The sequence below is a fragment of the Stutzerimonas stutzeri genome (genome assembly GCF_000952685.1).
GTDB classification, from domain to species: Bacteria; Pseudomonadota; Gammaproteobacteria; order Pseudomonadales; family Pseudomonadaceae; genus Stutzerimonas; species Stutzerimonas stutzeri_E.
In genome coordinates, this window is the sequence record NZ_JYHV01000014.1 from 232,704 (window position 1) to 257,308 (window position 24,605).

At 61.5% G+C, this 24,605-nt stretch carries 24 protein-coding genes; 15 read left to right on the forward strand and 9 right to left on the reverse strand.

The annotated features are described in order from the left end of the window. Positions 1-30 precede the first annotated feature (30 nt). Entirely contained in the window at positions 31-834 is an 804-nt protein-coding gene (locus UF78_RS07885; RefSeq protein ID WP_045161547.1) for a DUF4892 domain-containing protein, read from the forward strand. Between the two features lie 77 nt (positions 835-911). Then, positions 912-2,000 (forward strand): AI-2E family transporter, encoded by a 1,089-nt coding sequence (locus UF78_RS07890; protein ID WP_045161548.1) that lies wholly within the window; start codon positions 912-914, stop codon positions 1,998-2,000. Positions 2,001-2,018: 18 nt separating this feature from the next. Here UF78_RS07890 and UF78_RS07895 read toward each other — a convergent pair whose 3' ends face one another. Further along, complete coding sequence (locus UF78_RS07895) at positions 2,019-3,005, reverse strand: patatin-like phospholipase family protein (protein WP_045161549.1); 987 nt, start codon at positions 3,003-3,005, stop codon at positions 2,019-2,021. 214 nt (positions 3,006-3,219) lie between these two features. Here UF78_RS07895 and selD point away from each other — a divergent pair, with 214 nt between their 5' ends. The 8 genes from selD to UF78_RS07935 all read left to right on the forward strand — a co-directional run bounded on the left by selD (position 3,220) and on the right by UF78_RS07935 (position 11,430). After that, a complete protein-coding gene (gene selD / locus UF78_RS07900) occupies positions 3,220-4,254 on the forward strand; it encodes a selenide, water dikinase SelD (RefSeq protein WP_045161550.1) in 1,035 nt (344 codons plus the stop codon). Beyond that, a complete protein-coding gene (mnmH, locus tag UF78_RS07905) occupies positions 4,254-5,360 on the forward strand; it encodes a tRNA 2-selenouridine(34) synthase MnmH (RefSeq protein ID WP_045161551.1) in 1,107 nt (368 codons plus the stop codon). The genes selD and mnmH overlap by 1 nt, the downstream gene beginning before the upstream one ends. Positions 5,361-5,388: 28 nt before the next feature. Beyond that, positions 5,389-5,667: a lipoprotein gene (locus UF78_RS07910; protein ID WP_045161552.1), complete on the forward strand. Its 279-nt coding sequence runs from the start codon at positions 5,389-5,391 to the stop codon at positions 5,665-5,667. 85 nt (positions 5,668-5,752) lie between these two features. Continuing rightward, on the forward strand, positions 5,753-6,358 hold the full coding sequence (locus UF78_RS07915) for a flavin reductase family protein (protein WP_045161553.1): 606 nt from the start codon (positions 5,753-5,755) through the stop codon (positions 6,356-6,358). A 256-nt stretch (positions 6,359-6,614) separates the two neighbouring features. Continuing rightward, a complete protein-coding gene (locus tag UF78_RS07920) occupies positions 6,615-7,532 on the forward strand; it encodes an AAA family ATPase (RefSeq protein ID WP_045161554.1) in 918 nt (305 codons plus the stop codon). Between the two features lie 27 nt (positions 7,533-7,559). Continuing rightward, positions 7,560-8,519 (forward strand): DUF58 domain-containing protein, encoded by a 960-nt coding sequence (locus UF78_RS07925; protein ID WP_045161555.1) that lies wholly within the window; start codon positions 7,560-7,562, stop codon positions 8,517-8,519. Next, a complete protein-coding gene (locus tag UF78_RS07930; protein WP_045161556.1) occupies positions 8,516-10,534 on the forward strand; it encodes a transglutaminase TgpA family protein in 2,019 nt (672 codons plus the stop codon). The genes UF78_RS07925 and UF78_RS07930 overlap by 4 nt, the downstream gene beginning before the upstream one ends. A 98-nt stretch (positions 10,535-10,632) precedes the next feature. Further along, on the forward strand, positions 10,633-11,430 hold the full coding sequence (locus UF78_RS07935) for an acyl-CoA thioesterase (RefSeq protein WP_045161557.1): 798 nt from the start codon (positions 10,633-10,635) through the stop codon (positions 11,428-11,430). 115 nt (positions 11,431-11,545) lie between these two features. On the opposite strand, the gene UF78_RS07940 is transcribed toward UF78_RS07935, so the two are convergent. Next, positions 11,546-13,018, reverse strand: a complete 1,473-nt coding sequence (locus tag UF78_RS07940; RefSeq protein WP_045161558.1) for a methyl-accepting chemotaxis protein — start codon at positions 13,016-13,018, stop codon at positions 11,546-11,548. Positions 13,019-13,107: 89 nt separating this feature from the next. Further along, on the reverse strand, positions 13,108-13,923 hold the full coding sequence (locus tag UF78_RS07945; RefSeq protein WP_045161559.1) for a TatD family hydrolase: 816 nt from the start codon (positions 13,921-13,923) through the stop codon (positions 13,108-13,110). 177 nt (positions 13,924-14,100) lie between these two features. Between UF78_RS07945 and UF78_RS07950 the strand changes: the two genes are divergently transcribed. After that, entirely contained in the window at positions 14,101-15,510 is a 1,410-nt protein-coding gene (locus UF78_RS07950) for a transglycosylase SLT domain-containing protein (protein WP_045161560.1), read from the forward strand. 4 nt (positions 15,511-15,514) lie between these two features. Here the strand turns inward: UF78_RS07950 and UF78_RS07955 are convergent, their stop codons facing one another. The 5 genes from UF78_RS07955 to UF78_RS07975 form a co-directional block, all read right to left on the reverse strand. Beyond that, positions 15,515-16,540 (reverse strand): lipase secretion chaperone, encoded by a 1,026-nt coding sequence (locus UF78_RS07955; protein ID WP_045161561.1) that lies wholly within the window; start codon positions 16,538-16,540, stop codon positions 15,515-15,517. Positions 16,541-16,586: 46 nt separating this feature from the next. Further along, entirely contained in the window at positions 16,587-17,528 is a 942-nt protein-coding gene (locus UF78_RS07960; RefSeq protein ID WP_045161562.1) for a triacylglycerol lipase, read from the reverse strand. A 305-nt stretch (positions 17,529-17,833) separates the two neighbouring features. Continuing rightward, on the reverse strand, positions 17,834-18,331 hold the full coding sequence (gene greB / locus UF78_RS07965) for a transcription elongation factor GreB (RefSeq protein WP_045161563.1): 498 nt from the start codon (positions 18,329-18,331) through the stop codon (positions 17,834-17,836). A gap of 62 nt (positions 18,332-18,393) precedes the next feature. Next, positions 18,394-20,895 (reverse strand): ABC transporter permease, encoded by a 2,502-nt coding sequence (locus UF78_RS07970; RefSeq protein ID WP_045161564.1) that lies wholly within the window; start codon positions 20,893-20,895, stop codon positions 18,394-18,396. Further along, positions 20,892-21,578, reverse strand: coding sequence for an ABC transporter ATP-binding protein (locus UF78_RS07975; RefSeq protein ID WP_045161565.1), 687 nt, complete (start codon positions 21,576-21,578; stop codon positions 20,892-20,894). The genes UF78_RS07970 and UF78_RS07975 overlap by 4 nt, the downstream gene beginning before the upstream one ends. A gap of 10 nt (positions 21,579-21,588) precedes the next feature. On the opposite strand from UF78_RS07975, the gene UF78_RS07980 reads away from it, so the two are divergent. From UF78_RS07980 to UF78_RS07990, 3 genes are all read left to right on the forward strand, one after another. Further along, entirely contained in the window at positions 21,589-22,194 is a 606-nt protein-coding gene (locus tag UF78_RS07980) for an arylesterase (RefSeq protein WP_045161744.1), read from the forward strand. A 44-nt stretch (positions 22,195-22,238) separates the two neighbouring features. Beyond that, positions 22,239-22,520: a hypothetical protein gene (locus UF78_RS07985; protein ID WP_045161566.1), complete on the forward strand. Its 282-nt coding sequence runs from the start codon at positions 22,239-22,241 to the stop codon at positions 22,518-22,520. 70 nt (positions 22,521-22,590) lie between these two features. After that, positions 22,591-23,553, forward strand: a complete 963-nt coding sequence (locus UF78_RS07990) for a L,D-transpeptidase family protein (RefSeq protein WP_045161568.1) — start codon at positions 22,591-22,593, stop codon at positions 23,551-23,553. A gap of 77 nt (positions 23,554-23,630) precedes the next feature. Here the strand turns inward: UF78_RS07990 and UF78_RS07995 are convergent, their stop codons facing one another. Continuing rightward, a complete protein-coding gene (locus UF78_RS07995) occupies positions 23,631-23,885 on the reverse strand; it encodes an Lpp/OprI family alanine-zipper lipoprotein (RefSeq protein WP_025241419.1) in 255 nt (84 codons plus the stop codon). 415 nt (positions 23,886-24,300) lie between these two features. On the opposite strand from UF78_RS07995, the gene UF78_RS08000 reads away from it, so the two are divergent. After that, positions 24,301-24,591: a GNAT family N-acetyltransferase gene (locus UF78_RS08000; protein WP_045161569.1), complete on the forward strand. Its 291-nt coding sequence runs from the start codon at positions 24,301-24,303 to the stop codon at positions 24,589-24,591. The last annotated feature ends 14 nt before the right edge of the window (positions 24,592-24,605 follow it).

Below are 24,605 nucleotides of genomic sequence, written 5' to 3' on the forward strand. Positions count from 1 at the left end.
GACTGCCCAGTCGAAGGTGATCCGTTGAGTATGCGAAGTGTATGGACAGTCGCGCTGGCCATGCTCGCTCACACCGCGAGCGCTGCTGATGTACCGGGTAGCCGGGACTTCGACTCGCTTGAGCGATACCCACAAGCGCAAATTGTTGCGTTCAAGGAGCAGCAGGTACTGGAGCGGACCTATCCGCTGGACTCGATTCGCCGCATCAGCGGTCGTCTGCGAATGAGCGACCAGGTGAGTGCAAGTGGCCAGCTGACCGCCGCCACTTATCAGTTACCAGAGGTACATACCGGTATCGAAGCTTTCGAACGGGCACGCAACCGGCTGTTGCAGGACGGTGCCGAACTGCTCTTCTGGTGTGAGGGGCGAGAGTGTGGATCGAGCAGCCTCTGGGCCAACGACATATTCCAACGCTCGACGCTCTACGGTCCCGATGCCAGGCAGACCTATCTGCTGGCGCGTCTGCCGGGCGATTCCGATCGCCTCATGGCGCTCTACGGCATCACGCGGGGCAATGGCCGCCCTTATCTGCAGGTGGAACAATTCACCCCCGACGAGGCGCTCGGTGTCATTCTGCCGAATCCGGCCACGCTGTTACGTCAATTGAAGAGCAACGGAGAACTCTGGTTGCCGAGGTTGCCCCAAGAGCCCACGGCTGAGTGGGGCGCGCTGCTGGCGAATGTTCTGCGGCTCGACAGCACTATGCGGGTCGCGCTGGCGGGGAAGGGTGCCGAGGGCTGGCGGGAAGCGCTGACGCAGGAGCGAATCAAGGCGCGACGCCTAGATGTCGAGAGGACCGACGAGGACGGTCTGCGTATCAAACTGTTGCGCTGAGAACAGGCTTCAGAATGCAATAGCGCTCCCCTGATACGCTCCCCTGGAGCGCACCGCGTTTCCCCATAGGTACCCTGATGCTTAACAACGATCGTTTGCTGGTGCAGATTTTGCTTCTGGTGCTGCTCGGTGCCTGTGTGTGGGTACTGGCTCCGTTTGCTTCCGCGCTGTTCTGGGCAGCGGTATTGGCGTTTGCCAGCTGGCCGGTCATGCGTGTGCTGACACGCTGGTTAAAGGGCAATTCCACCCTTGCCGCTACCCTGCTGACGTTCGGCTGGATGGTGTCGGTAGCGGTGCCGCTGGTGTGGCTGGGGTTCAACATTGCCGATCAGATCCGCGAGGTCAACGTATTGGTGCATAGCCTGCAGATGCAGGGCCTGCCGGAGCCTCCGGTGTGGCTGGGCGAGGTGCCGCTGGTTGGCGACCGGCTATTGACCCTCTGGAGCACCATTAACGAGCAGGGCACTGCCTTCTTCGCGACGATTCGCCCTTATGTCGGCCAGGTCGGCAACTGGTTGTTGGTACGCAGCGCGCGGATCGGGGGAGGGATGTTGGAGTTGGCGCTCAGTCTGGTGCTGGTGTTTTTCTTCTACCGCGACGGCCCAAAATTGGCGGCCTTCGTCCACAGTTTGCTGCATCGACTGATCGGCGATCGTGCGGATCATTACCTGGAGCTGGTTGCCGGTACGGTACAGCGCGTGGTCAACGGTGTGATCGGCACCGCCGCTGCGCAGGCGATTCTGGCCTATGTGGGGTTCAGCATCGCTGGAGTACCGGGTGCGTTGATTCTCGGCGTGCTGACGTTCGCGTTCAGCTTTCTGATGGTCCCGCCGCTGGTCTGGGGGCCGGCTGTGGCCTGGCTTGCCTGGCAGGGCGAATATGGAATGGCAGTTTTCCTCGGCATATGGGGCATGTTCATCATCAGCGGCGTGGACAATGTGCTGAAGCCCTATCTGATCAGTCGCGGCGGCAACTTGCCGCTAGTGGTGGTACTGCTGGGCGTGTTCGGCGGCGTGCTGGCGTTCGGTTTCATGGGACTGTTTCTCGGCCCGACGCTCCTGGCGGTCGCCTACAGTCTGCTGGGTGACTGGTTGATCAAGGAAGTGCCCGAAGTCGTCACCCCGAATGAGTTGTCCGCCGGTGTCGATCGAGCAGCTTCTCGGTGAAGAGGGACATAGCTGTGGCTAGAGCTGTTCTTCCTCGTATTTGTCGAGCGTGTCGCGGGCGATGATCTGGCCGAGCTTGATCAATTCGGGCGCCTTGTAGAACTCGTAAAACCGGCAGGCGCGTTTAGGAATGTTGACCAGCACGTTCGGTGGATAGCCAGCAATCTTGTATTGCGTCAGCGATGATTGCATCACCTCGAAGCTCTGGTTGATCAGCTCCAGCAATGAAGCTGGACCGCCGACATCCACCACCATCGACCCCTCCGCCGATTTCGGTGCACTTTGCCCGGTAGGGGCCGCTGGTGGCTGGCTCGCTCCAATTTCGTCAGGGGCTTGAAGTTCAGCGATATGCTCTGCTAGTCCCTTGCTGCGCCAGAACGGAATATGCGAGCTTATCGAGCTGACCATGGCATCGAAGCGACCAGGGCGAATCACTTCCGGCAGGGGGTATTGCCGATGGTTATTGGCGTTGAGGTTCACCGCGATGATGATGTCACTGTGACTGGAGACCACCGGGACAATCGGCAAGGGGTTGAGGATCCCGCCATCAACCAGCATTCGGTTGCCTTGCATGACTGGGGTGAACAGACTTGGGATGGCTGCCGAAGCGCGCATCGCCAGCTCCAGGTTGCCTTCCTGAAACCATATTTCCTGCTGGTTGGTGAGATCGGCCGCGACGGCAGTGAACGGGATTGGCAGGTCTTCGATGTTGATCGAACCGAGCATGTCACGGATACGGCCGAAGATCTTCTCGCCGCGTATCGCTCCGAGACTGAAGCTCGGGTCGACCAACCGCAGCATGTCGAAATAGTCCAGGCTCTCGATCCAGTCCCGGTACTCGCCCAGCTTGCCCGCGGCATAAATCCCGCCGACCACTGCGCCCATCGAGCAGCCCGCGATGCAATTGATCTCGTAACCCCGGGCGGTGAGCTCCTCGATGACCCCGATGTGCGCATAGCCACGCGCGCCACCCGATCCCAGTACCAGTGCAACCTTGTTGCCCATGTGATTCTCCCTATTTGGCAAGGGTGATAGCTTCCAGCCTCAGACGCGGGGCATCAAGCCCCGCCATCAGCTAATTCGAGCGCAGCCGAACCAGGATTTCTACCAGGCCTATGGCACCGCCATCAGCCGACCGGTGTAACCGGGATTACCGCGAGACGCCGGCCTTCTTGCTACAATCGGCGCCCGTTTTGCCAGCATCATGAGAGCCCTTCAGATGAGCGAACCCATCCGTCTCACCCAATACAGCCATGGTGCCGGCTGCGGCTGCAAAATTTCGCCGAAGGTGCTGGACGTGATCCTTGCCGGCAGTGGCGCGCAAAATCTCGACCCGCGCCTGTGGGTCGGCAACGCCTCGCGTGACGATGCTGCCGTCTACGGTATCGATAATGAGCGCGGCGTGGTCTCGACCACCGACTTCTTCATGCCCATCGTCGACGATCCATTCGATTTTGGACGAATCGCCGCCACCAATGCCATTAGCGACATCTATGCGATGGGCGGAGACCCGTTGATGGCCATTGCGATCCTCGGCTGGCCGGTCAACCTGCTGCCGCCTGAAGTGGCCCGCGAGGTTATCGCCGGCGGGCGCGCGGTCTGCGATGCGGCGGGCATTCCCCTGGCTGGCGGCCATTCGATCGATGCCCCCGAGCCGATCTTCGGCCTGGCGGTGACCGGCCTGGTGAACAAAGCGCAGATGAAGCGCAACGACACGGCGTCTGTGGGTTGCAAGCTCTACCTGACCAAGCCGTTGGGCATCGGCATTTTCACCACTGCCGAAAAAAAGGCCAAGCTGCGAGCCGAGGATGTCGGTCGCGCCCGTGACTGGATGTGCACGTTGAACACCCCCGGCAGCCGCTTCGGCAAGCTTGCTGGCGTTCGTGCTATGACCGACGTCACAGGCTTCGGTCTGCTCGGGCACCTGGTGGAAATGGCCGACGGTAGCGGTGTGACCGCGCGTATCGACTATGCCCGCGTGCCGCGCCTCGAGGGCGTCGAGTATTACCTGGAACAGGGCTGCGTCCCCGGCGGCACCGGACGCAACTTCGACAGCTATGGCGAACGTATTGCCACGCTCGACGAGTCGCACAAACAACTGCTCTGCGATCCGCAAACCAGTGGTGGGTTGCTGGTGGCGGTAGCGCCTGAGGGCGAGGCAGAGTTTCACGCGGTCGCGGCCGAACTCGGTCTCGTGCTCGAGTCGATCGGCGAGCTGATCGAAGCCGGCACCTTTGCCGTCGAGGTCCGTTGATGCGCGGCGATACAGATAATTACCGCGAACTGTTTCTCAACGATGTGCCCATGATGGATGCCCGGGCTCCGGTGGAGTTTTCCAAGGGCGCCTTCCCCGGTGTGGTCAATCTGCCGCTGATGAACGATCTGGAGCGGCAGAAGGTCGGCACCTGCTACAAGCAGCACGGTCAGCAGGCGGCGATCGAGCTTGGCCATCGGCTGGTCAGCGGTCAGATCAAGGCCGAGCGCATCCAGGCCTGGGCCGACTTCGCCCGGCAAAATCCGCGCGGATATATCTACTGTTTTCGTGGTGGGCTGCGTTCGCAGCTGGTCCAGCAATGGCTCAAGACCGAGGCGGGGATCGACTATCCTCGCGTGACCGGCGGTTACAAAGCGATGCGTCATTTTCTTTTGGAAACCATCGAGCACGCGGCCGCACATGATGATTTCGTGTTGGTCGGCGGCATGACCGGCACCGGCAAGACCGAGGTGCTGGCGCGTCTGGAGGACAGCGTCGATCTGGAAGGCATTGCCAACCACCGCGGGTCGAGCTTCGGTAAGCGCGCCACGCCGCAGCCGGTACAGATCGATTTCGAGAATGCGCTGGCGATTCGTTTGCTGAAGATGCAGCATGCTGGCGTTCGGCAGTTCGTGCTTGAAGACGAAGCACGGCTGGTCGGGCGCTGCTCCATCCCGCTGCCATTGTTCCAAGGTATGCAACGCTATCCGCTGGTGTGGTTGGAGGACAGCTTCGACAGCCGGGTTGATCGCATTCTCAAGGACTATGTGATCGACCTCTGTGCCGAATTCATTGCCGAGCAGGGCGAGGAAGGGTTCTCCGCATTCGCCGAGCGTTTACGGCAAAGTCTGGTCAATATCAGCAAGCGGCTCGGAGGCGAATGCTTCGCACGCCTGGCCGCGATCATGGATCAAGCGCTTGCCGAACAGGCCAGGACTGGCGCAGTCGAGCTGCACCGCGGATGGATCGAGACGTTGTTGAAACAGTACTACGATCCGATGTACGCCTATCAGCGAGAGAGCAAAGCGTCCCGTATCGAGTTCGCTGGAGAGCAGGACGCCGTAGTCGAATTCCTGCGCGAACGTGCAGCAGGCAAGCAAAAATGAGCAGGTCTCGAAAATGAGGGATGTATCGATGAAAAGTCTGATCTGTTTATCCGTGCTGGCGTTGGCCCTGACCGGCTGCGCCGGAAAAACCGCCTATCGCGACAGCTGTGCGTCTCAGCTCAATGCGGCTTGGGAAGAGCAGAGCCTTGCCGAAGCGGAGGGTTTCGCCGGTACCGTGAGTTATTCCAAGGCAATGGCTTTACTGACGGGTGCCAAAACCCAACAGCAATTCGAGGCTTATCGAGGCTGCGTGGAAAAGGCCAAGAAGGCCCGTTTCTATCTCCGCGAGTCGCGCGCAGGTCGCTAACACCCCTTCCGGTGGCACCTTCGGCAGGTGCCACCGCCATATACGCTCGAGCCGAATGTGCTGATCGGTTCATTTGGAAATCTCCATGCAACTCGACTTCTGCGCACTGACCCCGGCCGAGCGCTATCGCTGGCTTACCTCGACGATTACCCCGCGTCCGATTGCCTGGGTGTCGACCCGTTCGACCGATGGCATCAGCAACCTTGCGCCCTTCAGTTTCTTTCAAGTCATCAGCAGCGAGCCGCCGACGTTGCTGATCAACGTGGGCCTGAAGGACGGCATGCCGAAGGACACTGCGCGAAACGCACGGGATACCGGTGAGCTGGTGGTTCAACTGGTGGGGGCCGAGCAGGTCGAGGCGATGAATGCATCCGCTGCCGTGCTACCCCATGGCATCAGCGAATTCGAGCATTGTGGCATTGCCAGCGAACCCGCCAAATTGGTTAACGTACCCAGGGTGTGCACGGCACCAGTTGCTTTCGAGTGTCGAGTCGCACAGATCCTGCCCTATCCAGCGGAGTCACCCAACTGCCATCTGATTTTCGCCGAGGTGCTGCTGGCGCATGTGGCTGACGGATTGCTCGATGAGCGCGGCCGCATCGACCCGGCCAGGCTCGACGTGGTCGGAAGGCTTGGCGGCATCAGCTATACCTACACGCGCGAGCGTTTCGAGATGCTCCGGCCGCAGTGAGCGGTGGCGCCGCCCGGGCCATTCGATGGTCGCGACAGCCTAGAGGCCGAACTGCTTCCGGTACAGCGGCACGCCAGCTGCCGGCCGACCACGTTCAGTCGGGCCTGGCAGGATGCCAAGCGCTCGCTGCCGTATAGGTCGTTCGAGGTGCCGCCGAGCAAGTGCCCGGTCACAACTTCGTCAACAAAGATTTCCGTCGGCTTTGCCTGCGCGTCTCGGGTCAGTAGCATCGTGGGACGAATCGAAGGAGAGCGGAATGCGCGCTAGATTGGATGTCTGCCTGCGAGCGGTGAACGACATATTGCTCGGCAAGCAATCACAGGTGCGATTGGCCATGGCCTGTCTGCTGGCCAGAGGGCATCTGCTGATCGAGGACCTTCCGGGCATGGGCAAGACCACCCTCAGTCACGCCCTCGCCAGGGTGATGGGCCTGGAGTTCCAGCGGATCCAGTTCACCTCCGACCTTCTGCCGGGCGATATTCTCGGCACTTCGGTGTTCGATAAGGACAGCGGTCAGTTTGCTTTCCATCCAGGACCCATCTTTGCCGAGCTGATTCTGGCGGACGAAATCAACCGAGCCACGCCAAAAAGCCAGAGCGCGCTTCTCGAGGCCATGGAAGAGGGGCAGGTGACGATCGAGGGCGCCACGCGGCCGCTGCCCGATCCATTTTTCGTGGTGGCCACGCAGAACCCGGTCAGCTCCGGCGGGACGTTTTCTTTACCTGAGTCGCAGTTGGACCGCTTCCTCATGCGCTTATCGCTGGGTTACCCGGCGAAAGCCGCCGAGAAGGCCTTGCTGCTGGGCGATCCACGCCGTGATCTGCTTGTGCGGCTGGAGCCTCTGCTCGACCGCGCTACGCTGGGGGAAATTCAGGATGCGGTGGCGCAGGTTCGGGTCAGCGACGCACTGGTCGATTATGTGCTGAGATTGGTCGAGGCGACCCGCACGCAGCCTCAGTTCGCCTGGGGACTGTCGCCGCGAGGCAGTCTCGCCCTGCTGGCCGCGGCACGCGCTTGGGCATTTCTCGATGGGCGCGATTACGCCATACCCGAAGACGTTCAGGCGGTGCTGCCCGCGGTGGTAGGCCATCGTCTGCGCGAGCGTGCCGATGCCACAGGCCACGGTGGTGGCGCGCTGGTGCAATGGCTGTTGCGCGAAGTGCCAGCGCTCTGACTCGCACGACCTGCCCGGGGGCTCAGCATGCGACTACTGCCGCGGATACGTGAACGCTGGCTATTGAAGCGTATTCCGCCGGGTCCGAGCATGCGGCTCGACCAGCGACGGATATTCATCATGCCGACGCCGGTGGGCATGACCTTTCTGCTGGCTTTGCTATTGATGCTGATTGCTGCGATCAACTACCAGAACAGCCTTGCCTACGGGCTGACGTTCCTGCTCGGCTCGGTATATCTGGTCGCGATTCTACATACCTGGCGCAATCTCGCCGGTCTGACGCTACTGGCGGGCAGTTCACCGGCCGTCTTCCTCGGAGAGCAGGCGCGTCTGCAAGTACGGCTGGAAAGCCGTGGACGCCTCTATCAGGCCGTCGCGCTGGGCTGGCCAAAAAGCGGCCTACAGGTGGTCGACGTGCCGGCAGGGGGAACCTGCGAGGTCGATCTGAGCCTGCCAACCGAAGATCGTGGCTGGTTACGGCCGGGGCGTGTGCGTGTCGAGAGCCGCTTTCCTTTGGGCATTTTGGTGGCCTGGAGCTGGGTGGATCTGCAACTGGCAGCTCTGGTGTATCCAAGACCTGTGGAGGGCGAGTTGCCGACCGCCAGAGGGCCCGCTGACGAAGAGCGCGAGGGCACCTGCGTATCAGGGCCCGGCATCGATGACTATCAGGGTTTGAAACCTTGGCAGCCGGGCGACTCGCGGCGACGCCTCAACTGGAAAGCCTATTCCCGTGGGCAGGGGCTGCTGGTCAAGGATTTCACCGCTCTGCTTGGGCAGGAACCGTTGCTCGATCTGGATGCGCTCGAAGGTGACATCGAGTCGCGACTGTCGGTGCTATGCCACTGGGTCGTCGAACTGTCTGCGCGTCAGCAGCCCTTCGCCTTGCAGATCGGCGCGACACTTATCGGTCCGGATGCAGGGGTCGACCACCGCAACCGCTGCCTGCGTGAACTGGCGGTGTTCGGTCTGGAACGGGAGGTTCGATGAGCACCCAGCAGTCGATTCCGCGCAACGGCCTGGTCTGGCTGCTGGTCGCCCAGGTACTGGTGATCTTGCCGCACCTGGGTCACCTACCGTTATGGATCATCGGCCTCTGGCTGGCTTGCGCCACCTGGCGCGTGCAGATCTTTCGCATGCGCGCGCGCTATCCGAGAGGCTGGGTGAAGGTTTTGATGATGATTGGCGTCGGCGGCGGCGTGTTCGTTTCGCGCGGCAGCCTGATCGGGCTCGATGCCGGCGTCGTACTGCTGATTGCCGCGTTCATTCTGAAGCTGGTGGAGATGCGCAGCCGGCGCGACGCTTGGGTGCTGATCCTTCTCGGCTTCTTTGCCGTGGCGACCAGCTATCTGTTCTATGACAGCTTGCCGGCCGGCCTTTACAGCCTGCTGCCTGTCACCGTTTTGTTGGCCGCGATGATTGGCCTGCAGCAAAGCAGCACCGATACACACCCCTGGCCAACGTTGCGCCTGGCTGGCTCGCTGCTGCTGCAGGCTGTACCGCTGATGCTCGTTCTATTCGTATTGTTTCCCCGGATGGGGCCGCTCTGGTCATTGCCGCAACCCCGAGATCGCGGAGTGACGGGGCTTTCTGACAGCATGTCGCCGGGTGACATCGCGCAGTTGAGCCGGTCTGCCGGGCTGGCATTCAGAGCCAGCTTCGAAGGCCCGATCCCCGAGCGGGATCAGCTCTACTGGCGGGCCGTCACGTTCGAGCGCTTCGATGGTCGGCGCTGGTCGCAATCGCTCGCTGTACAGATCCCAGGGGAGCCAGACTGGACGCCCGGAGGCGCCGCGGTGAGTTACTCGGTGGTGATGCAGCCCAGCGGCCGTCCATGGCTATACGCGCTGGATGTGGCGCAGGTCGATGCGGGGGGCGTGCGGTTGATGCCAGATTTCCATTTACAACGCCCGCGTCCGATCGATCAGGCATTGCTCTATCAGGTCACCTCGTGGCCCGGATCGCGTCGCGAACCTGTGGCTAGCGCTGCCACACTGGAGCGTGCGCTGCAGTTGCCGGCACAAGGCAATCCGCGCAGCCGTGCCTGGGCCGCGCAGTTGCGCCGCGATAATCCAGACCCGACAGCGCTGGTGCAGGCACTCCTCCAGCATTTCAATCGGCAGCCGTACCGATACACGCTGCGGCCTTCATCGGTGGGGGGCGATATCGTTGACGGCTTTCTGTTCGATACGCTGAACGGATTCTGCATTCACTACGCTGGCGCGATGACGTTCGTCTTGCGTGCCGCCGGCATTCCCGCTCGGGTCGTGGCGGGCTATCAGGGCGGGGAGATCAATCCGACGGGCAATTATCTGTCGGTTCGTCAATTGGACGCCCACGCTTGGGTCGAGTACTGGGTTGCGGGTCGCGGTTGGGTCTCGATCGACCCCACGTTTCAAGTCGCGCCGGAACGCATCGAACGAGGCCTTGAGGATGCACTTTCCGACGAGCAGACGCTGTTTGATGACTCACCGCTGGCGCTGCGGCGCTACCGAGATATCGGCTGGCTGAACCAGCTGCGATTCGGCTGGGACAATCTCAACTACGGTTGGCAGCGATGGGTGCTCGGCTATCAGGGTGAGCGTCAGCTGGACGTGTTGAAAGGACTGTTCGGCAAGGTCGACGCCGGTAAGCTCGGGTTGCTCACCGTTGCTGCGGCCGCGCTATTGACGATGGTCCTGGCTTTGCTGCTGCTTAAACCCTGGCGCCGTGAACGTGATCCACAGCTGCGCCTGTTCCATCGGTTCGAACGACTCCTCGCTCGACACGGCGTCGAGCGGCAGGTCGGCGAGGGCCCGCGTGATTTCGCCGAGCGCGCGGCAGTGTTGATGCCGATCGTCGCCGAGCCGATACGGGAGTTCACCCGGCTCTATGAGATGGCGCGTTATGCTGGCCAGCCTGCAGACAGAAACGAAATGCATGTTTCGCTCGCCAGACTGCGTCGCCAGCTGCCTTGGCGCTCCGGTACGCGCAGAAAGCAGGAAACTGAACCCGGCGAGCGATAGCTGCGTGCGATGGTGTCCTATCACCAATGCTCAACTGCACACTTCTGGCCGCACGTCGGCGATAAGATGGTGACCGATAAAAACAATCCGAGGTGGGCATGACCCTTTTCGAACTGATACGAGCCGTGCGTGACAATCCTGCGAACGTCATCGTGCCGGCCACCTGGGGGCAGGGGCGTGCGGGTTTCGGCGGTGTGGTTGCAGCGCTGGTCTATGAGGCCATGCAGGCGCAGGTGCCGGACGGCCGTCCAGCGCGCTCGCTGGCCATCACCTTTGTCGGCCCGTTGATGGTAGATACTCCGGTCAGCTTCGAGGCTGAGGTATTGCGCGAGGGCAAGGCGGTCAGCCAAGTGCTCGGGCGTGCGGTGCAGAACGGCCAGGTGGTAACCATCGTCCAGGGCAGTTTCGGTGCGGCCCGCGCATCGGCGGTGCGGGTAGCCGCAGAGCCCGCGCCGTCGATGCCGCCGGTAGACGAATGTCAGGAGCTGCCCTATGTGCCGGGCGCCGCGCCGGAATTCACCCGTTATCTGGCGATGCGCTGGGGCATCGGTGGGCTGCCGTTCTCGGGCAACACGTCGCGCGAAATGGGCGGTTGGGTGCGCTTACGCGGCGAGGTCGAGCGCGAGCCAGTGACCGTTTCGCATCTGCTGGCACTGGTGGATGCCTGGCCACCCGCCGTACTGTCGCATCTGAAGGGATTCGCGCCCGGCAGTTCGCTGACCTGGACCATCGAGTTCATCCAGCCGATGCCGTCGCTCGATACTCACGACTGGTGTCGGTACCGCGCGGTGATCGAGCATGCCCAGGATGGTTATGGCCATTGCGCAGCAGCGCTCTGGACCCCAGCGGGTGAGCTGGTGGCATTGAGTCGCCAGACGGTAACGGTGTTCGGCTGAGCCAAGGTTCGGCCATCAGGACGGCTTCGACCGAAGACTGGCCAGCGAGCGCTCTAGAGTCGCCATCGGTCGGCCCGCCAGCGCGAGATCCTGGTCTCGCGCTGACAGTGACGGCTCACAGTTTGAATTGCTGAATCGCTTTGCTCAGTTCTTTGGAGAGTGCAGCCAGCTCGGAGCTGGTGGCGGCGGACACAGCGGTCTGCTCAACGGTCTGTTCGGTGACGTCGCGGATGCCGGTCACCGAGCGATTCAGCTCTTCGGCTACGCCACTCTGCTGCTCTGCGGCATCCGCGATCTGGGTGTTGCTCTCGCGCATCTGCGCGACCGCTGCGGTGATCGCTTCCAGAGCCAACCCCGCCTCGCGGGCCTCGCTCACGCAGTCGTCGGCCTTCAGCGAACTCTCCTGCATGAACTCTACCGCGTCGCGTGTCATGGCCTGTAGCCCGGAAATCATCTGGGTGATCTCGTCGGTCGACACCTGAACACGTTTGGCTAGACTACGCACCTCGTCCGCCACCACCGCGAAGCCCCGGCCCATCTCGCCAGCGCGAGCCGCTTCGATGGCGGCATTCAGCGCGAGCAGGTTGGTCTGCTCGGCGATGCTATGGATGACGCTGACGACACCGCTGATCTTCTGGCTGTCGGCGGCGAGTTGTCCAATCGTCTCGGCTGTTTGTTGCACTCCTTGCGACAGACTGGATATCGACCGCTCAACGCGAGTCACGACGCTGTGGCCGTCACCGGCGAGACGGTCGGCATGCTGAGACTGGTCGCGGGTTTCTCGCGCATGGTCGGCGATCTGGTAGACGGTCGTGCTCATTTCATTGATCGCCGTCGCGGCCTGATCGGTTTCGCTTTTCTGCCCGAGCATGCCCTTGCGCACTTCGCCCATGCTGGAGGCCAGGCGGCTGGCGCCCTCGTCCAGGCGTGTGGCCGCTTGGGTGACGGTACCTACGATGCGCTGGTAGCCGGATTGCATGGCATTGAAAGCGCCCGCCATCTGGCCGACCTCGTCAGCGCTGTCCAACGGTACGCGTACGGTGAGATCACCGCTGCGCTCCACATGCAGCATGACGTCTTTCAGCGTGTTGAGATGGCTTAGCAGGAATCGGATCATCATCTGCGAAGCCGCTAGCAGCGCCAGCATCAGAATTGCGACGGCCAGCGCGTAGCTGAAAAAGTGCTGCGTCAGCAATTGCCAGACGCTAGGCGCGCGAGCCAGAACGGCAAGGCTGTCGCCGCCTGAGCGAGTGATCCGCTGTGCGCCGACAACCGGTGTGGTGGCGAAAAAGCGGTCGTGGTCGATTGCAAGCCAGCCCTGACCCGGCGCGATGGTTCGACCTTCGATAACCAGCCCCTGACCGGCAGCTGCCGCCAGCAGATCGGGATGGCGGGGAAGGGCACTGCCTGCCGGCCAGTCCTGCAGCACGCTGGCCAGTTCCTGAGCGCTGGTTTGCGCGTCCTGGCTGCGGGACCGCTGTTCCAGTTGCAGGGCGAACAACACCAGCAGCAACGTGGTAACGAAGGTCACCATGTTCAGCGCCCAGAACTTGTATTTCAGAGAAAGATCACGAATCCAGAGAACCATGAGTGCGCTTCTGTATGGGTGGCTGAGAGGGCGTCGGTGCGTTTTAGGCGTCCGTCTTTTTAGCGGCAGAACGACGGCAGGCTTTAGCGCTATTCTGGTTGAGCCAGCGGAGCGATGCCGAAGAACCGTTGAGCGCAGGCGATGGTGGTTGTCGCGAGTTCGTCGTCGCTCACGCCGCGATGGCGGGCCACTTCACGCAACACTTCCGGAAGAAAAGCGGGCTCGTTCTGACCGCCTTTGGGTTTGGGCCGCAGCGTGCGTGGCAATAGATAGGGCGCATCGCTTTCGAGCATCAATCGCGAGGCGGGAATCTCGCGAACCAGCGACTGCAGGTGCGTGCCGCGGCGCTCGTCGCAGATCCAGCCGGTGATGCCGATGTGCAGGTCGAGGTCGAGATAGGCGTAGAGGGCGCGCTTCTCCCCGGTAAAGCAATGAACGACCGCGACACTGAGCCGATCGCGGAAAGGCCGGAGGATGTCCACCAGGCGCTGGTCCGCATCGCGTTCGTGAAGAAATACCGGGAGACCGGTTTCCACTGCCAGTTGCAGATGTTCTTCAAGCACCCGTTCCTGCTGCCCGCGCGGGGAAAGGTCCCGGTTGAAATCCAGCCCGCATTCCCCAACAGCGCGAACCTCGGGTTCGGCGAGCAATTGCTTCAACTGAGTGGCGGTTTCGGACGTCCACTGGCTGGCATCATGTGGATGGACTCCTGCCGTGCAAAACAACCGTTTCCGGCTCTCATCCAGCTCACGACAAAGCGTTAATGCTGCTTCGCTTTCGACCAGACTGGTGCCGGTCAGTACCAGTTGCGTGACGCCAGCTGCGTAAGCGCGAGTCAGGACGGCGCGCGGGTCGCGAGCGAAGGTCGGGTGGGTCAGGTTGACACCAATGTCAATAAGCTGCACAAACTACCTCATGTAGAATAAAAATAATATAAGTACTAATATCAAATACTTATAGCTGGTATCTCATGTTAATTGGCAAGCTACGCTGGCGGCGAAACCGTGGCTATGAGAATCTTCGCCGCCCTGCGGCAGGCTGGCCGCCCTACAGACGGTCCCGTTCGAGTCGATACGCTGTAAATGAACCGATTATTGCCCTTGCTGTTGTGCCTAATGGTGCTCGCACCCTGGCCGGCCGCTGCGCGCGTGATGGGGCCTCAGGCGTGGCAGCCGGCGGATACGGTACGCGATCTGGCTGAGATTCGCCGCAGTGGCGTGTTGCGTGTGCTGGTCAATCAGAGCCGCAACAGTTCGGGCGAAGTCAAAGGTGAAGCCATCGGCGTGGAATACGTGCGGCTACGCGCGTTCGAGCAGTTTCTCAATCGCGGTTCGAAGGGGCCCGCGATCACCCTGGAAGTTATACCTAAGGCCAAGGACCAGCTGCTCGGCGCACTGCAGAGAGGCGAGGGTGATCTGGTCGCGCCTGGAGAACGTTTGGAGTCAGGATCGACGCGTCGGGTGAGCCATAGTCGCGCCGTAGTCGATAACGTCCCCATGGTTTTGGTCAGCCGCCAGGGCGGCCTTCGCTACAAAAACTTCGAACAGCTATCGGGACGCAGTCTGGCGTTGTCTGCCGGCAGCGCCGCCGGGCTGGAACTGGAAGTGCTCAATCAACGGTTGATGCAAGCCGGGCGCGCGCCGATTGCTGTCGAGTGGGTCGATCCAACGCTCGCGGTCGAGGACGTGCTGGAGATGGTGCAGGCCGGCATCTATTCCGCGACTGTCGTCGAGCTGCCCATTGCGGAGCGATGGGCGAAGGTACTGCCCAAATTACGTATCGAGCGAGATCTGGTTCTGGGCAAGCGCGCCGACATGCGTTGGTTTGTCCGAACGGAGGCCAGCATGTTGCGTGCTAGCGTCGATCGCTTCCTCCGAGGCTACAGTGCGCCGGATAACCAGGACGCCGCTTTCGTCCGGGTCTATCGGCGCCTTTACCGGGTGCAGTATCCCCTTGATCGGGTCGGTCGGCAGCGCTTGGAGAAGGTGCGGCCCACTTTACAACGGCATGCTCAGCAGCAGGATATCGACTGGCTCAATCTGGCCGCGCTGGCATTCAAAGAGTCGACCCTCAATCCGGCAGCCCGTGGTGCTTCCGGCGCCACCGGACTCATGCAGGTGACGCAGGCTACTGCACGCAGCATGGGTGTAAACGACATCGGCAAGCTTGATAACAATGTGCAGGCCAGTGCGAAGTATCTAGCCAACATCCGGCAGAAATTTTTCGCTAGCCCCAGGCTGAATGAACGCGAACGCATGGCGTTCGTCCTCGCGGCTTACAACATGGGGCCGCAGCGGGTCCAGAGCATGCGTGCCGAGGCCCGGCGCCGAGGGCTCAATGCCGACCAGTGGTTTTTCCAGGTCGAGCGCGTTGCCATGGAAACCATGGGTATGGGCGTAGTCAGCTACGTCAATGCAGTAAACAAGTACTACCTGACCTACACGCGGGAGCGTTACCTGCTCGAAGGCGGTCCGCAAAGCGCTGCCAAATGAGCGTTTAGCTTTGCTTGATGACGAGTAGCTGCTCGACCGCCTCCAGGCGTTGGCGCTCGTTTTCGTCGAATCGTTCGGCGGCCAATCGGGCGATCGCAGCGCGCTTATCCGCTTCGCCAAGCCCTCGGCTGCTTTCGATGCGGCTCTTTTCTTTTTGATAGGAGGAGAGTCGCCTTTGCCATTCTTGCCTTTTGAGATCGAGCCGTTCCAGACGCGCGGTGGCGGCGTTGCCAACCAGCTGCTGACGCAGCCGACGTAGGTCCGCGGGCGTGGCTCCGCGCGCTTGCAATGCACGTGTCTGCTCGCGTAATTCAGACTGCAATTGAATGACCATCGCGTCCTGCAGTTCGGGCGGTAGGCTGCTCTGCAGCCTGTCGATTGCGGCTCCCTTGGCGGCGGCATCGAGAGTTGAGTCGCGACGAATCGCCAGCCTTTCCAGCGTGAAGCTGTCGGCCGTTTCGTCGAGTGCAAAAAACGCCTGATGGACCTCATCGTCGAATAATTGGGCGCGCAGCTGGCGAACCGCCTGCAGCCGCTCGCGCATGGCGTTCAGATCGGCCTGCCGCACATGATCCTGCTCCAGTAGCAGCAGTTGGCGTTTGTAATCCAGATACTGTGCTAGCAACTGCAGCGCTTGACCTTCTCCGGGCTGGGGAAGTTGCGCTTCGATGTAATGTCGTAGACGCGTGACGCTGGCCTCAAGGGGTTCTTCGCCAATCGAGGCCAGGAAATAATCGAAGACGCGTCGGATGTCATTCTCGATGATCAACCTGCCGGAGGCGTCCGTTCGTAGTTGCCCATCGACCTGGGTCCCCGCGAAGGAAGGAGGTAAGCGACGGATCGTTGCGACAGGCGAAGGCCGCGGATCCGGTAAACGGACCGATGTCTGGGTTGGAGCCGGCGATGGGGCGCGTACGGGCGCAACGCGCTGCGCCTGGTCCGGCTGTGTCTCGACCGGGTCCTGCCAATTGATCGCGACGCCGAGGGTCACAGTCACGGCCAGCAGGAGCAGGAGGGCGATTACTTTCATCGAGACGCCTCGCTTCAGGGCCGGGGCCGATCGGCCCCGGCGAGTCTCAAAGGCCTGCGTTCTTCAGGCGGTTGGCATGCTGGCGGTAGACAGTCAACGGATCGGTTTCGAACAAGCTGGTCAGTCCGAGCACCTGATTGACCTCATCCAGGTGATTCATCCGGTAGTTGTCGCGGATAACCATGCCGAGGTGTGAGCTGCAGCGTCCAACCAGCCCGTCATTCGCTTCACCGAAGGCGAGCGAGCCAGCGCCCAGCATGGCGTCACTGACATCCAGCGGGTTGGTGAGCGGGCTGGTACCGCTCCAGGAGTAGTAGCTAACGCCGCCTACCTTGTATGCGCCTTCGCCGCATTTAGAGGTCGGAATTCCCTGTGGGTATTTGGCATTGAATCGCGCGGCGCCTTCACTGTTGAGCGACTCGAGTGACCCGAGCGAGTTTTGAGGCGCGGTGCTCGGGCTGCCGGAGAGAAAATGGATCAACGCGCCCATGCCATTGACCAAGCCGGCAATGATGGCCTCGCCGCCGGATCCCTCGGGAACCTTGCGAAGCAGATCCGCGACGTCCGAGCCCTTGTGCGGGGCGCCGACGCTGGTGACCGAGGCAACCAGATCGGGGCGCACGGCGGCGACGTAGCGTACGGTCGGGCCACCATGACTGTGGCCGATCAAGTTCACCTTCGATTTTCCGCTGATCGCAACGATTTCCTCGACCTGATCCAACAATTCTTCACCACGCAGCTCCGAGGTGTTGAGCTGGCTGACTTCGGTCACGTAGACCTGCGCACCGTCACGCTGCAGCGCGCGTGGGATGCCGTACCAGTAGTCGAGGCCGAGCAGGCTGTCGAAGCCAAGCATGCCGTGGGTTAGAACGATCGGGTAACGCGTTTGGGTGTATCCGCTCGACCCGAACAGGCCGGCATGTACCTGGTTTGTGACGGCCAAGGCGGTACCGAGGCACAGAGCGATCAAGGTCTTCTTGTTGTTCATGAATGCACTCATCAGTGGGTGAATCGGGCATGGCGATCCCTCGCTGTTCACCGCGCGTTGCGCGTACTGCCGCCTGACAAACGCAGCAATCGTGCCAGTCCTATAACAGGCGGCGGGGATCGGCTCTGGCACCGTTCGTCCAGACTGATGGGTGGCCATGGCTGCCAGCGCCGTATCGCCTTGCCTGTTACTAGGCGGAACGCTCTGATGGGTAGGAAAGTTATATTCGCTTGATCTAGACCCGATCGCCGAAGTTTGCGTAATATCGCGACTTATTAGTCATATTGGAACTCGCTGGTCACTGCTCACTGGTAATCGATAGCGACGATGTACCAAAGCTTGGCGCCGGTGGGTGTCTGAACGTGCACCTCGGCATCTAGTGGCTTGCCGATCAGGGCTCTGGCCAGTGGCGAATCGATGCTGATCAGCCCCTGCCGAAGGTCCAGTTCATCGGGGCCGACGATGCGATAGCGGGCCTGTTCGCCGTTCTCGTCTTCAACCGTCACCCAAGCGCCGAAGTAGACTTTGCCCGGATCACTCGGTTTCTCACTGACGACCTTGAGCTTCTCCAGACGCTTGGTAAGAAAGCGCACTCGACTGTCTATTTCCCGCAGCATCTTCTTGCCGTAGGTGTATTCGGCGTTTTCCGAACGGTCGCCTTGCGCGGCCGCTTCGCTGACCGACTGGGTGACCTGCGGGCGCCTGACGTGCCAAAGCTCATGGAGTTCGGCGCGCAGCCGCGCTTCGCCCTCGGGAGTAATCAGAGGCGTACCGGCAGGGCGGGGAGGGCGATAGCGGCTCATGATGGCTCCGGGTCAGGCTGGAAAGTCGCACATTCTAAAAGGACTCACTGCTGTCCGCTGGCTCAGTTGTCTCGGAGCACATCGAGCGGACTGGCATTGAGCGCTCGGCGAGTGCCGATCACGCCGGCCGTACCGACTAGCAGCGCGCCGATCAGCGGCAGCAATAGCAGCCAGGGATGCGGATGCCAGCGTAGATCGAACACGAAGTGATAGAGCAGTGCGCTGACCAGCTCGCAGCCAAGGGCCGCGAGCAACCCGCTGGCAACGCCGAGCACGCCGAACTCGGCACGTCTGGCTTTGAGCAACAGGCTGCGCTCGGCGCCCAATGCGCGCAGCAGGGCTCCCTGACGGATACGCTCGTCGAGCGTTGCCTGAAGCCCGGCGAGCAATACGGCCAAGCCTGCTGCCAGAACGAACATCAACACGTATTCCACTGCCAACGAGACCTGCGCAAGGATGCTGCGCAGCTGGCTGAGCAAGGCCTCGACCTGCAGTATCGTGGCGGAGGGAAAGTCGCGGGCCAATTGAACCAGTTCGCGGTCCTTGCCGCTGGGCAGATGAAAGCTGGTCATGAAGGTGGCCGGCATGTCTCGCAGCGTGTTGGGTTCGAAGATCATGTAGAAGTTCGGTTGGAAACTGTCCCAGTTCACTTCGCGCAGGCTTGTCACCGTGACGTCGCGAGTCAGTCCGCCGACCGTGAAGCTGAGCCGATCGCCCAGCCCGATCTGAAGACTCTCGGCCAGCTCGGCTTCCACTGATACGCCGGGTAGATCGCCGCGCTCGTCCTCCCACCAGTGGCCGGCGGTCAGCTGGTTATCGGAAGGCAGGTCGCGTGCCCAGGTCAGGCTCAGGTCCCGGCGAATCGCCCGCTCACCCTGGCTGTCTTTGCTAACCAACTGGCGCACCGGCTCCCCATTGATAGCCACTAGCCGGCCCGGAACCACGGGATATAGCGGCGCAGCGTGATCCGACAGCGCATCGATGCGCTCGGCGAACGCATCGCGATCCGTCGGCAGAATATTCAGTACGAAATGGTTAGGCGCGTCGTCCGGAAGCTGGTTCTGCCAGGTATCGAGAAGTTCGCCGCGCAACAGGGCGATCAACGCCATGGCAAGCAGTATCAGGCCAAAGGCCAAGGCTTGACCGGCTGCCGCCAACGGGTGACGGAGCAGCTGTCCGAGGCCAAGGCGCCATATCAGCGACGCGCCCGACAGTGAGCGCCGTAGTCCCTGCAGTGCCAGTAGCAGCAGTCCGCCAAGCAGGACGGTCGCTAGCAAGCCGCCGCCCAACAGGGCCAGTGTGATTTTCAAATCCAGGCTCAGGCGCCACATAATCAGGCCTAGGGCGATCACTGCTGCGCCGTACACCAGCCAGGAGCTCGGCGGGACGGGGAGGATGTCGCGGCGTAGCACCCGGAGCGGCGGCACACGCCCCAATGCTGCCAGTGGCGGTAAGGCGAAACCGGCCAGTGCGACCAGCCCCGTGGCGATGCCTGCCAGCGCGGGCCAAAGGGTGGCGGGCGGTACTTCGCTGACCACCAGCTCGCGCAGCAGGAAAAACAACCCATGCTGCGCGGTCCAGCCCAGCAAGGCGCCTGCCGCGCTGGCGGCCACGCCTAGATAGCCGAGCTGCAGCGTATAGAGCATCAGCGCCTCACGTCGTGACAGCCCCAAGCAGCGCAGCAGGGCGCTGGCATCGAAGCGGCGAGCGGCGAAACGTGCTGCCGAGAGCGCCACAGCGACACCCGCCAATAATACAGCCGCTAGGCTGGCCAGGTTCAGGTAGCGCTCGGCGCGCCCCAATGCGCCGCCAATCTGACGATTACCATCCTTGGCCGTCTCGATACGTTGATGCGGCTGCAACTCCGGTTTGACGGCCTCTTCGTATGCACGCAACTGCTCCGCCGGGCCACGCCAGAGCTCGCGGTAGCGCACGCGGCTACCCGGCTGCACGACGCCGGTGGCTTCGAGGTCGTCGAGATGCATCAATACATGTGGCGTCAGGCTGTAAAAATCGCCAACCCTATCGGGTTCGTAGGTCAGAACACGCGTCAGTTTGAGCTGTTTGTTGCCAACTTCGATGTGGTCGCCGATCTGCAGGTCGAGTGCGGCGAACAGGCGTGCTTCGGCCCAGGCTTCGCCGGGCTGAGGGCCTGGCCCGGGTTGTTCCGGTTGATAGGGCGCGGCTGCGCTGCGCAGTTCTCCGCGCAGCGGATAGCGATCGTCGGCTGCCTTGACGCTGGTCAGCTGCAGATTGTCATCGGTGGCGACGACGCTGGAGAATTCCACCACCCGAGCATGGTCGAGCTGAAGCCGAATGCCTGCTTCGATCTGTTCGGGCTCAGCGGGCGCGCTGCCGCGCAACACGAGATCGGCTCCGAGGAATTCAGTGGCGCGCAGCAGCATGGCATCGTTCAGGCGGGCGCCGAAATAGCCGATGGCGGTGCTTGCCGCGACGGCAATCAGCAGCGCGAGGAACAGCACACGCAGCTCGCCGGCGCGTGCATCCCGCAATAGCTGGCGCAGTGCGAGAGCAGCCAGTCGGCTGGCAGGCACGCGCTTCATCGAGTTTGCTCGTCGCGAAGCTGGCGCCCACCTTCCAGTCGCAGCAGGTGTTGGCAGCGCTTTGCCAGGCGCTCGTCATGGGTAACCAGCACGAGGGTAGTGCCGCGCTCACGGTTCAACTCGAACAGCAATTCGGTGATATTTGCCCCCGTGTGGCTATCGAGATTGCCGGTTGGCTCGTCGGCGAACAGCACCTCGGGCTCGGCGGCGAATGCGCGAGCAACCGCCACGCGCTGTTGCTCGCCGCCGGATAGTTGCCTGGGATAATGATGCAAACGAGCGTCCAGGCCGACGCGCCCGAGCAGTTCGGTGGCTTTCGCCTGCGCATCGCGGCGGCCATGCAGCTCGAGAGGCAGCATGACGTTCTCCAAGGCATTGAGGCTGTCGAGCAGCTGGAACGATTGAAAAACGAAGCCGACATGCTCGGCGCGCACCCGGGCACGCTGATCTTCGTCCAACTCGCCGAGCAGATGGCCGGCTAGGTGCACTTCACCCGAACTGGGCAGATCCAGTCCGGCCAGCAGGCCGAGCAGGGTTGACTTGCCGGATCCAGAAGTCCCGATGATCGCCAGACTTTCCCCCTTGCTCAGGCTCAGGGACACATCGTCGAGTATCGCCAGCTCGCCTTCCGCGCTGGGTACCGCTTTGCTAAGGTTCCGGGCAGAGAGAATGCTGGCGCTCATGGAGATTCCGATGCGAAATTGGCTGAAAAGTGGGGTGCTGGTACTGCTGTGCTGGACCCAAGGAGCCTGGGCGGGAACGGTATTGGTGGTCGGGGATAGTATCAGCGCCGCTTTCGGGCTGGAAACCAGCCAAGGGTGGGTGCAGCTGCTTCAGCAACGCCTTGATACACAAGGGCAGGATCATCGGGTAGTGAACGCCTCGATCAGTGGCGACACCAGCGCCGGCGGGCTGGCTAGATTGCCCGCTCTGCTCGAAGAGCATAAACCCGAAGTGGTGATTCTGGAGCTTGGCGGCAACGATGGATTGCGCGGCCAGTCGCCTACCCAATTGAAGCAGAACCTTGCCGCCATGGTTGAGCGGTCGCGTCAGGCGGACGCCAAAGTGCTGCTGCTTGGCATGCGTTTGCCCCCCAATCTGGGGCAGCGGTACACAACGGCATTTGCCCAAGCGTTCGACTCGCTTGCCAAGGAGCAGTCGCTGCCTTACGTCCCGTTTTTTCTCGAAGGCGTCGGCGGGGTCGAAGGCATGATGCAGGCCGATCGCATCCATCCGGCAGCCGGCGCGCAGCGACGACTGTTGGATAACGTCTGGCCGGTGCTCGAACCCTTGCTTTGAGGCGTGCGCGCGGCTACTGTCGCGCCCCTCGATCGGAGCCTTCAATGCCACGCCCAGCCTGGACTCTATTTGCCTATCGCCTCATCGTGCCGGACGAGCAGTTCGACCTGTTCGCTTGTCGCGAGAATCGTCTGCATCTGGCGCTGCGGCAACTGGAATTGAACGGACGGGTCGATCGCACGCTCTGCGGTGGTTTCCTACCGGCTCGACCGCACTGGCAGGATCTGGAGCGAGCGATGCTCAAGGATCGCCGGCTCTGCCCGGCCTGCCGCGATACGCTCAGTGCACAGCGCAAGGGCCTTCCGTCTGCCGCGAGTATCTGGTAGCTCGGCGGCCGCTGTCGCTTCGAGTACAATCGCCAGCAACACGCCCACTTAATTACCAAGGAAATCCTGAATGCTCTCGCGTGCGTCTGCAGTCACCTCCTGTGTGTCATTCGCTGCTTTGCTGTTGGCCGGCCAGTCCGCTGCGCTCGAGTTGCCGCTACCTCCGGAAGGCGAGGACGTGGTTGGGCAGATCCAGGTGATCAAGGCCAAATACGAGGACACGTTCGCGGCGCTGGGCGAGACGCATGATCTGGGCTATCTGGAGCTCGTAGCGGCTAACCCAGGGGTGGATCCCTGGTTGCCTGGTGAAGGTACCGACATCATTCTGCCGACTCGCTACATCCTTCCGCCCGGGCCGCGCGAGGGGATTGTCATCAACCTGGCGGAATACCGCTTGTATTACTATCCGAAAGGCGAAAACGTGGTGCATACCTTCCCCCTTGGAATCGGGCGTGAGGGGTGGGGTTCACCTGTCGGCAAAACTCATATCTCGGCGATGACGAACAATCCGGCTTGGTATCCGCCGCAGTCGATTCGGGACGAGCACGCGGCCGATGGCGATCCTCTGCCCAAGGTCGTGCCGCCAGGTCCGGATAACCCGCTTGGTCCGTACAAACTGAACCTGGCATTGCCGGGCTACCTCATCCACGGCTCGAATAAGAAGTTCGGCATTGGCATGCGCGTCAGTCACGGTTGTTTCCGCATGCTGAACCACAACGTGCTGGAGCTGGCCGGATTGGTCAAGGTCGGAACGCCGGTGAGGATTATCGACGAGCCCTACAAGTTTGGCGTAAGCGAGGGCAAGATCTACCTGGAGGCGCATACGCCTCTGCAGGATGAGGACAAGCATATGACGCTTATGGACAAGCATGCAGTGGTAGTCAACACGCTGTTGAAGCGTGACGAAGCGGCCGGTGTGCTGCAGTTGGATTGGGAAATGGTGCGCGAAATCATCGCTGGCGAAGACGGTCTGCCGATCCAGATCGCCGAACAGGGGCAAGCTCTGGCCAACCACGAAGAGTCGGTTTTCTGAAGATTTGACGAGCCGATTATCTGGCGCCCACAAAAAAGCCGACCTGTTTGCAGGTCGGCTTTTTTATCGCCTGAAGCTTACTTGCGGCTGGCGCGTTCCAGCATACGCAGTGCACGCTCGTTGGCTTCGTCAGCAGTTTGCTGAGCCTTCTGAGCAGCTTGCATAGCCTCGTCGGCCTTGCTGTACGCTTCGTCGGCACGAGCCTGAGCACGGGCAGCGGCGTCTTCGGTCGCGGTCAGACGGGCTTCGCTTTCCTTGGTCATGCTGTTGCTGCAACCAGTAGCCAGAACTGCGGCGAAAGCCAGAGCAGAAAATTTCAGAACGTTGTTCATCGTGTTCCCCTTAAGGATGAAATCCATGGCAACTTCCGTTATGGAAAGTTGGCGCGCACATACTACCGATAAGTTGCGCTAAGTAAACTGAGGCAAGCAGTCGTTACCACAATTTTTCTGCAAGCTCATCTTTTTCACGGCATCCGCAGGCCCGTTGATTGAAAAACAATCAGAGCCGGCCGCTGCACTCGTTACATGGACCGGTCGGGACGTTGAAAAGTTGCACTCGCCGAGCAATTCGGCGAGTGAGCGTTATATCGCTCAGCGCAGCCATGAAGCACTGCCAACTTATCAATTGAAGCCAAGTCTTACATGGCGGTAGCATGCGTCATCCAGCTAACAACAAGAATGGGGAATGTGCGGCCTCGCACACAGCTCCAAGTCGATAGGCAGGCAAGCCTGCAGAGGAGGCGAGATGACCGAGAAGCTAACCATCCATCATGATCGAACGGGTCGCCAGTTCGAGACGACCGTGGATGGCTATCGCGCCTATCTTGCTTATGTCGATTTAGGTAAACAGACGCTGGATATCTACCGGACCTTCGTGCCAGATGCGCTTCGTGGTCGCGGCGTTGCGGCTGTATTGGCTCAGCATGCGCTCGATTACGCGGCGCGCGAGGGCTACACCGTGATTCCGTCCTGTTCGTATGTGGAGTGGTACATAGAGCGGCAGGGCAGTTCGACGAACAGTATCGACAGCGAATAAAAAAACGCCGGCAA

Bases quoted from the DNA above. Each gene is read 5' to 3' on its own strand.
- UF78_RS07885 (WP_045161547.1), top strand. From the start codon at position 31: ATGCGAAGTGTATGGACAGTCGCGCTGGCCATGCTCGCTCACACCGCG.
- UF78_RS07890 (WP_045161548.1), top strand. From the start codon at position 912: ATGCTTAACAACGATCGTTTGCTGGTGCAGATTTTGCTTCTGGTGCTG.
- UF78_RS07895 (WP_045161549.1), bottom strand. From the start codon at position 3,005: ATGGGCAACAAGGTTGCACTGGTACTGGGATCGGGTGGCGCGCGTGGC.
- selD (WP_045161550.1), top strand. From the start codon at position 3,220: ATGAGCGAACCCATCCGTCTCACCCAATACAGCCATGGTGCCGGCTGC.
- mnmH (WP_045161551.1), top strand. From the start codon at position 4,254: ATGCGCGGCGATACAGATAATTACCGCGAACTGTTTCTCAACGATGTG.
- UF78_RS07910 (WP_045161552.1), top strand. From the start codon at position 5,389: ATGAAAAGTCTGATCTGTTTATCCGTGCTGGCGTTGGCCCTGACCGGC.
- UF78_RS07915 (WP_045161553.1), top strand. From the start codon at position 5,753: ATGCAACTCGACTTCTGCGCACTGACCCCGGCCGAGCGCTATCGCTGG.
- UF78_RS07920 (WP_045161554.1), top strand. From the start codon at position 6,615: ATGCGCGCTAGATTGGATGTCTGCCTGCGAGCGGTGAACGACATATTG.
- UF78_RS07925 (WP_045161555.1), top strand. From the start codon at position 7,560: ATGCGACTACTGCCGCGGATACGTGAACGCTGGCTATTGAAGCGTATT.
- UF78_RS07930 (WP_045161556.1), top strand. From the start codon at position 8,516: ATGAGCACCCAGCAGTCGATTCCGCGCAACGGCCTGGTCTGGCTGCTG.
- UF78_RS07935 (WP_045161557.1), top strand. From the start codon at position 10,633: ATGACCCTTTTCGAACTGATACGAGCCGTGCGTGACAATCCTGCGAAC.
- UF78_RS07940 (WP_045161558.1), bottom strand. From the start codon at position 13,018: ATGGTTCTCTGGATTCGTGATCTTTCTCTGAAATACAAGTTCTGGGCG.
- UF78_RS07950 (WP_045161560.1), top strand. From the start codon at position 14,101: ATGAACCGATTATTGCCCTTGCTGTTGTGCCTAATGGTGCTCGCACCC.
- UF78_RS07955 (WP_045161561.1), bottom strand. From the start codon at position 16,540: ATGAAAGTAATCGCCCTCCTGCTCCTGCTGGCCGTGACTGTGACCCTC.
- UF78_RS07960 (WP_045161562.1), bottom strand. From the start codon at position 17,528: ATGAACAACAAGAAGACCTTGATCGCTCTGTGCCTCGGTACCGCCTTG.
- greB (WP_045161563.1), bottom strand. From the start codon at position 18,331: ATGAGCCGCTATCGCCCTCCCCGCCCTGCCGGTACGCCTCTGATTACT.
- UF78_RS07970 (WP_045161564.1), bottom strand. From the start codon at position 20,895: ATGAAGCGCGTGCCTGCCAGCCGACTGGCTGCTCTCGCACTGCGCCAG.
- UF78_RS07975 (WP_045161565.1), bottom strand. From the start codon at position 21,578: ATGAGCGCCAGCATTCTCTCTGCCCGGAACCTTAGCAAAGCGGTACCC.
- UF78_RS07980 (WP_045161744.1), top strand. From the start codon at position 21,589: ATGCGAAATTGGCTGAAAAGTGGGGTGCTGGTACTGCTGTGCTGGACC.
- UF78_RS07985 (WP_045161566.1), top strand. From the start codon at position 22,239: ATGCCACGCCCAGCCTGGACTCTATTTGCCTATCGCCTCATCGTGCCG.
- UF78_RS07990 (WP_045161568.1), top strand. From the start codon at position 22,591: ATGCTCTCGCGTGCGTCTGCAGTCACCTCCTGTGTGTCATTCGCTGCT.
- UF78_RS07995 (WP_025241419.1), bottom strand. From the start codon at position 23,885: ATGAACAACGTTCTGAAATTTTCTGCTCTGGCTTTCGCCGCAGTTCTG.
- UF78_RS08000 (WP_045161569.1), top strand. From the start codon at position 24,301: ATGACCGAGAAGCTAACCATCCATCATGATCGAACGGGTCGCCAGTTC.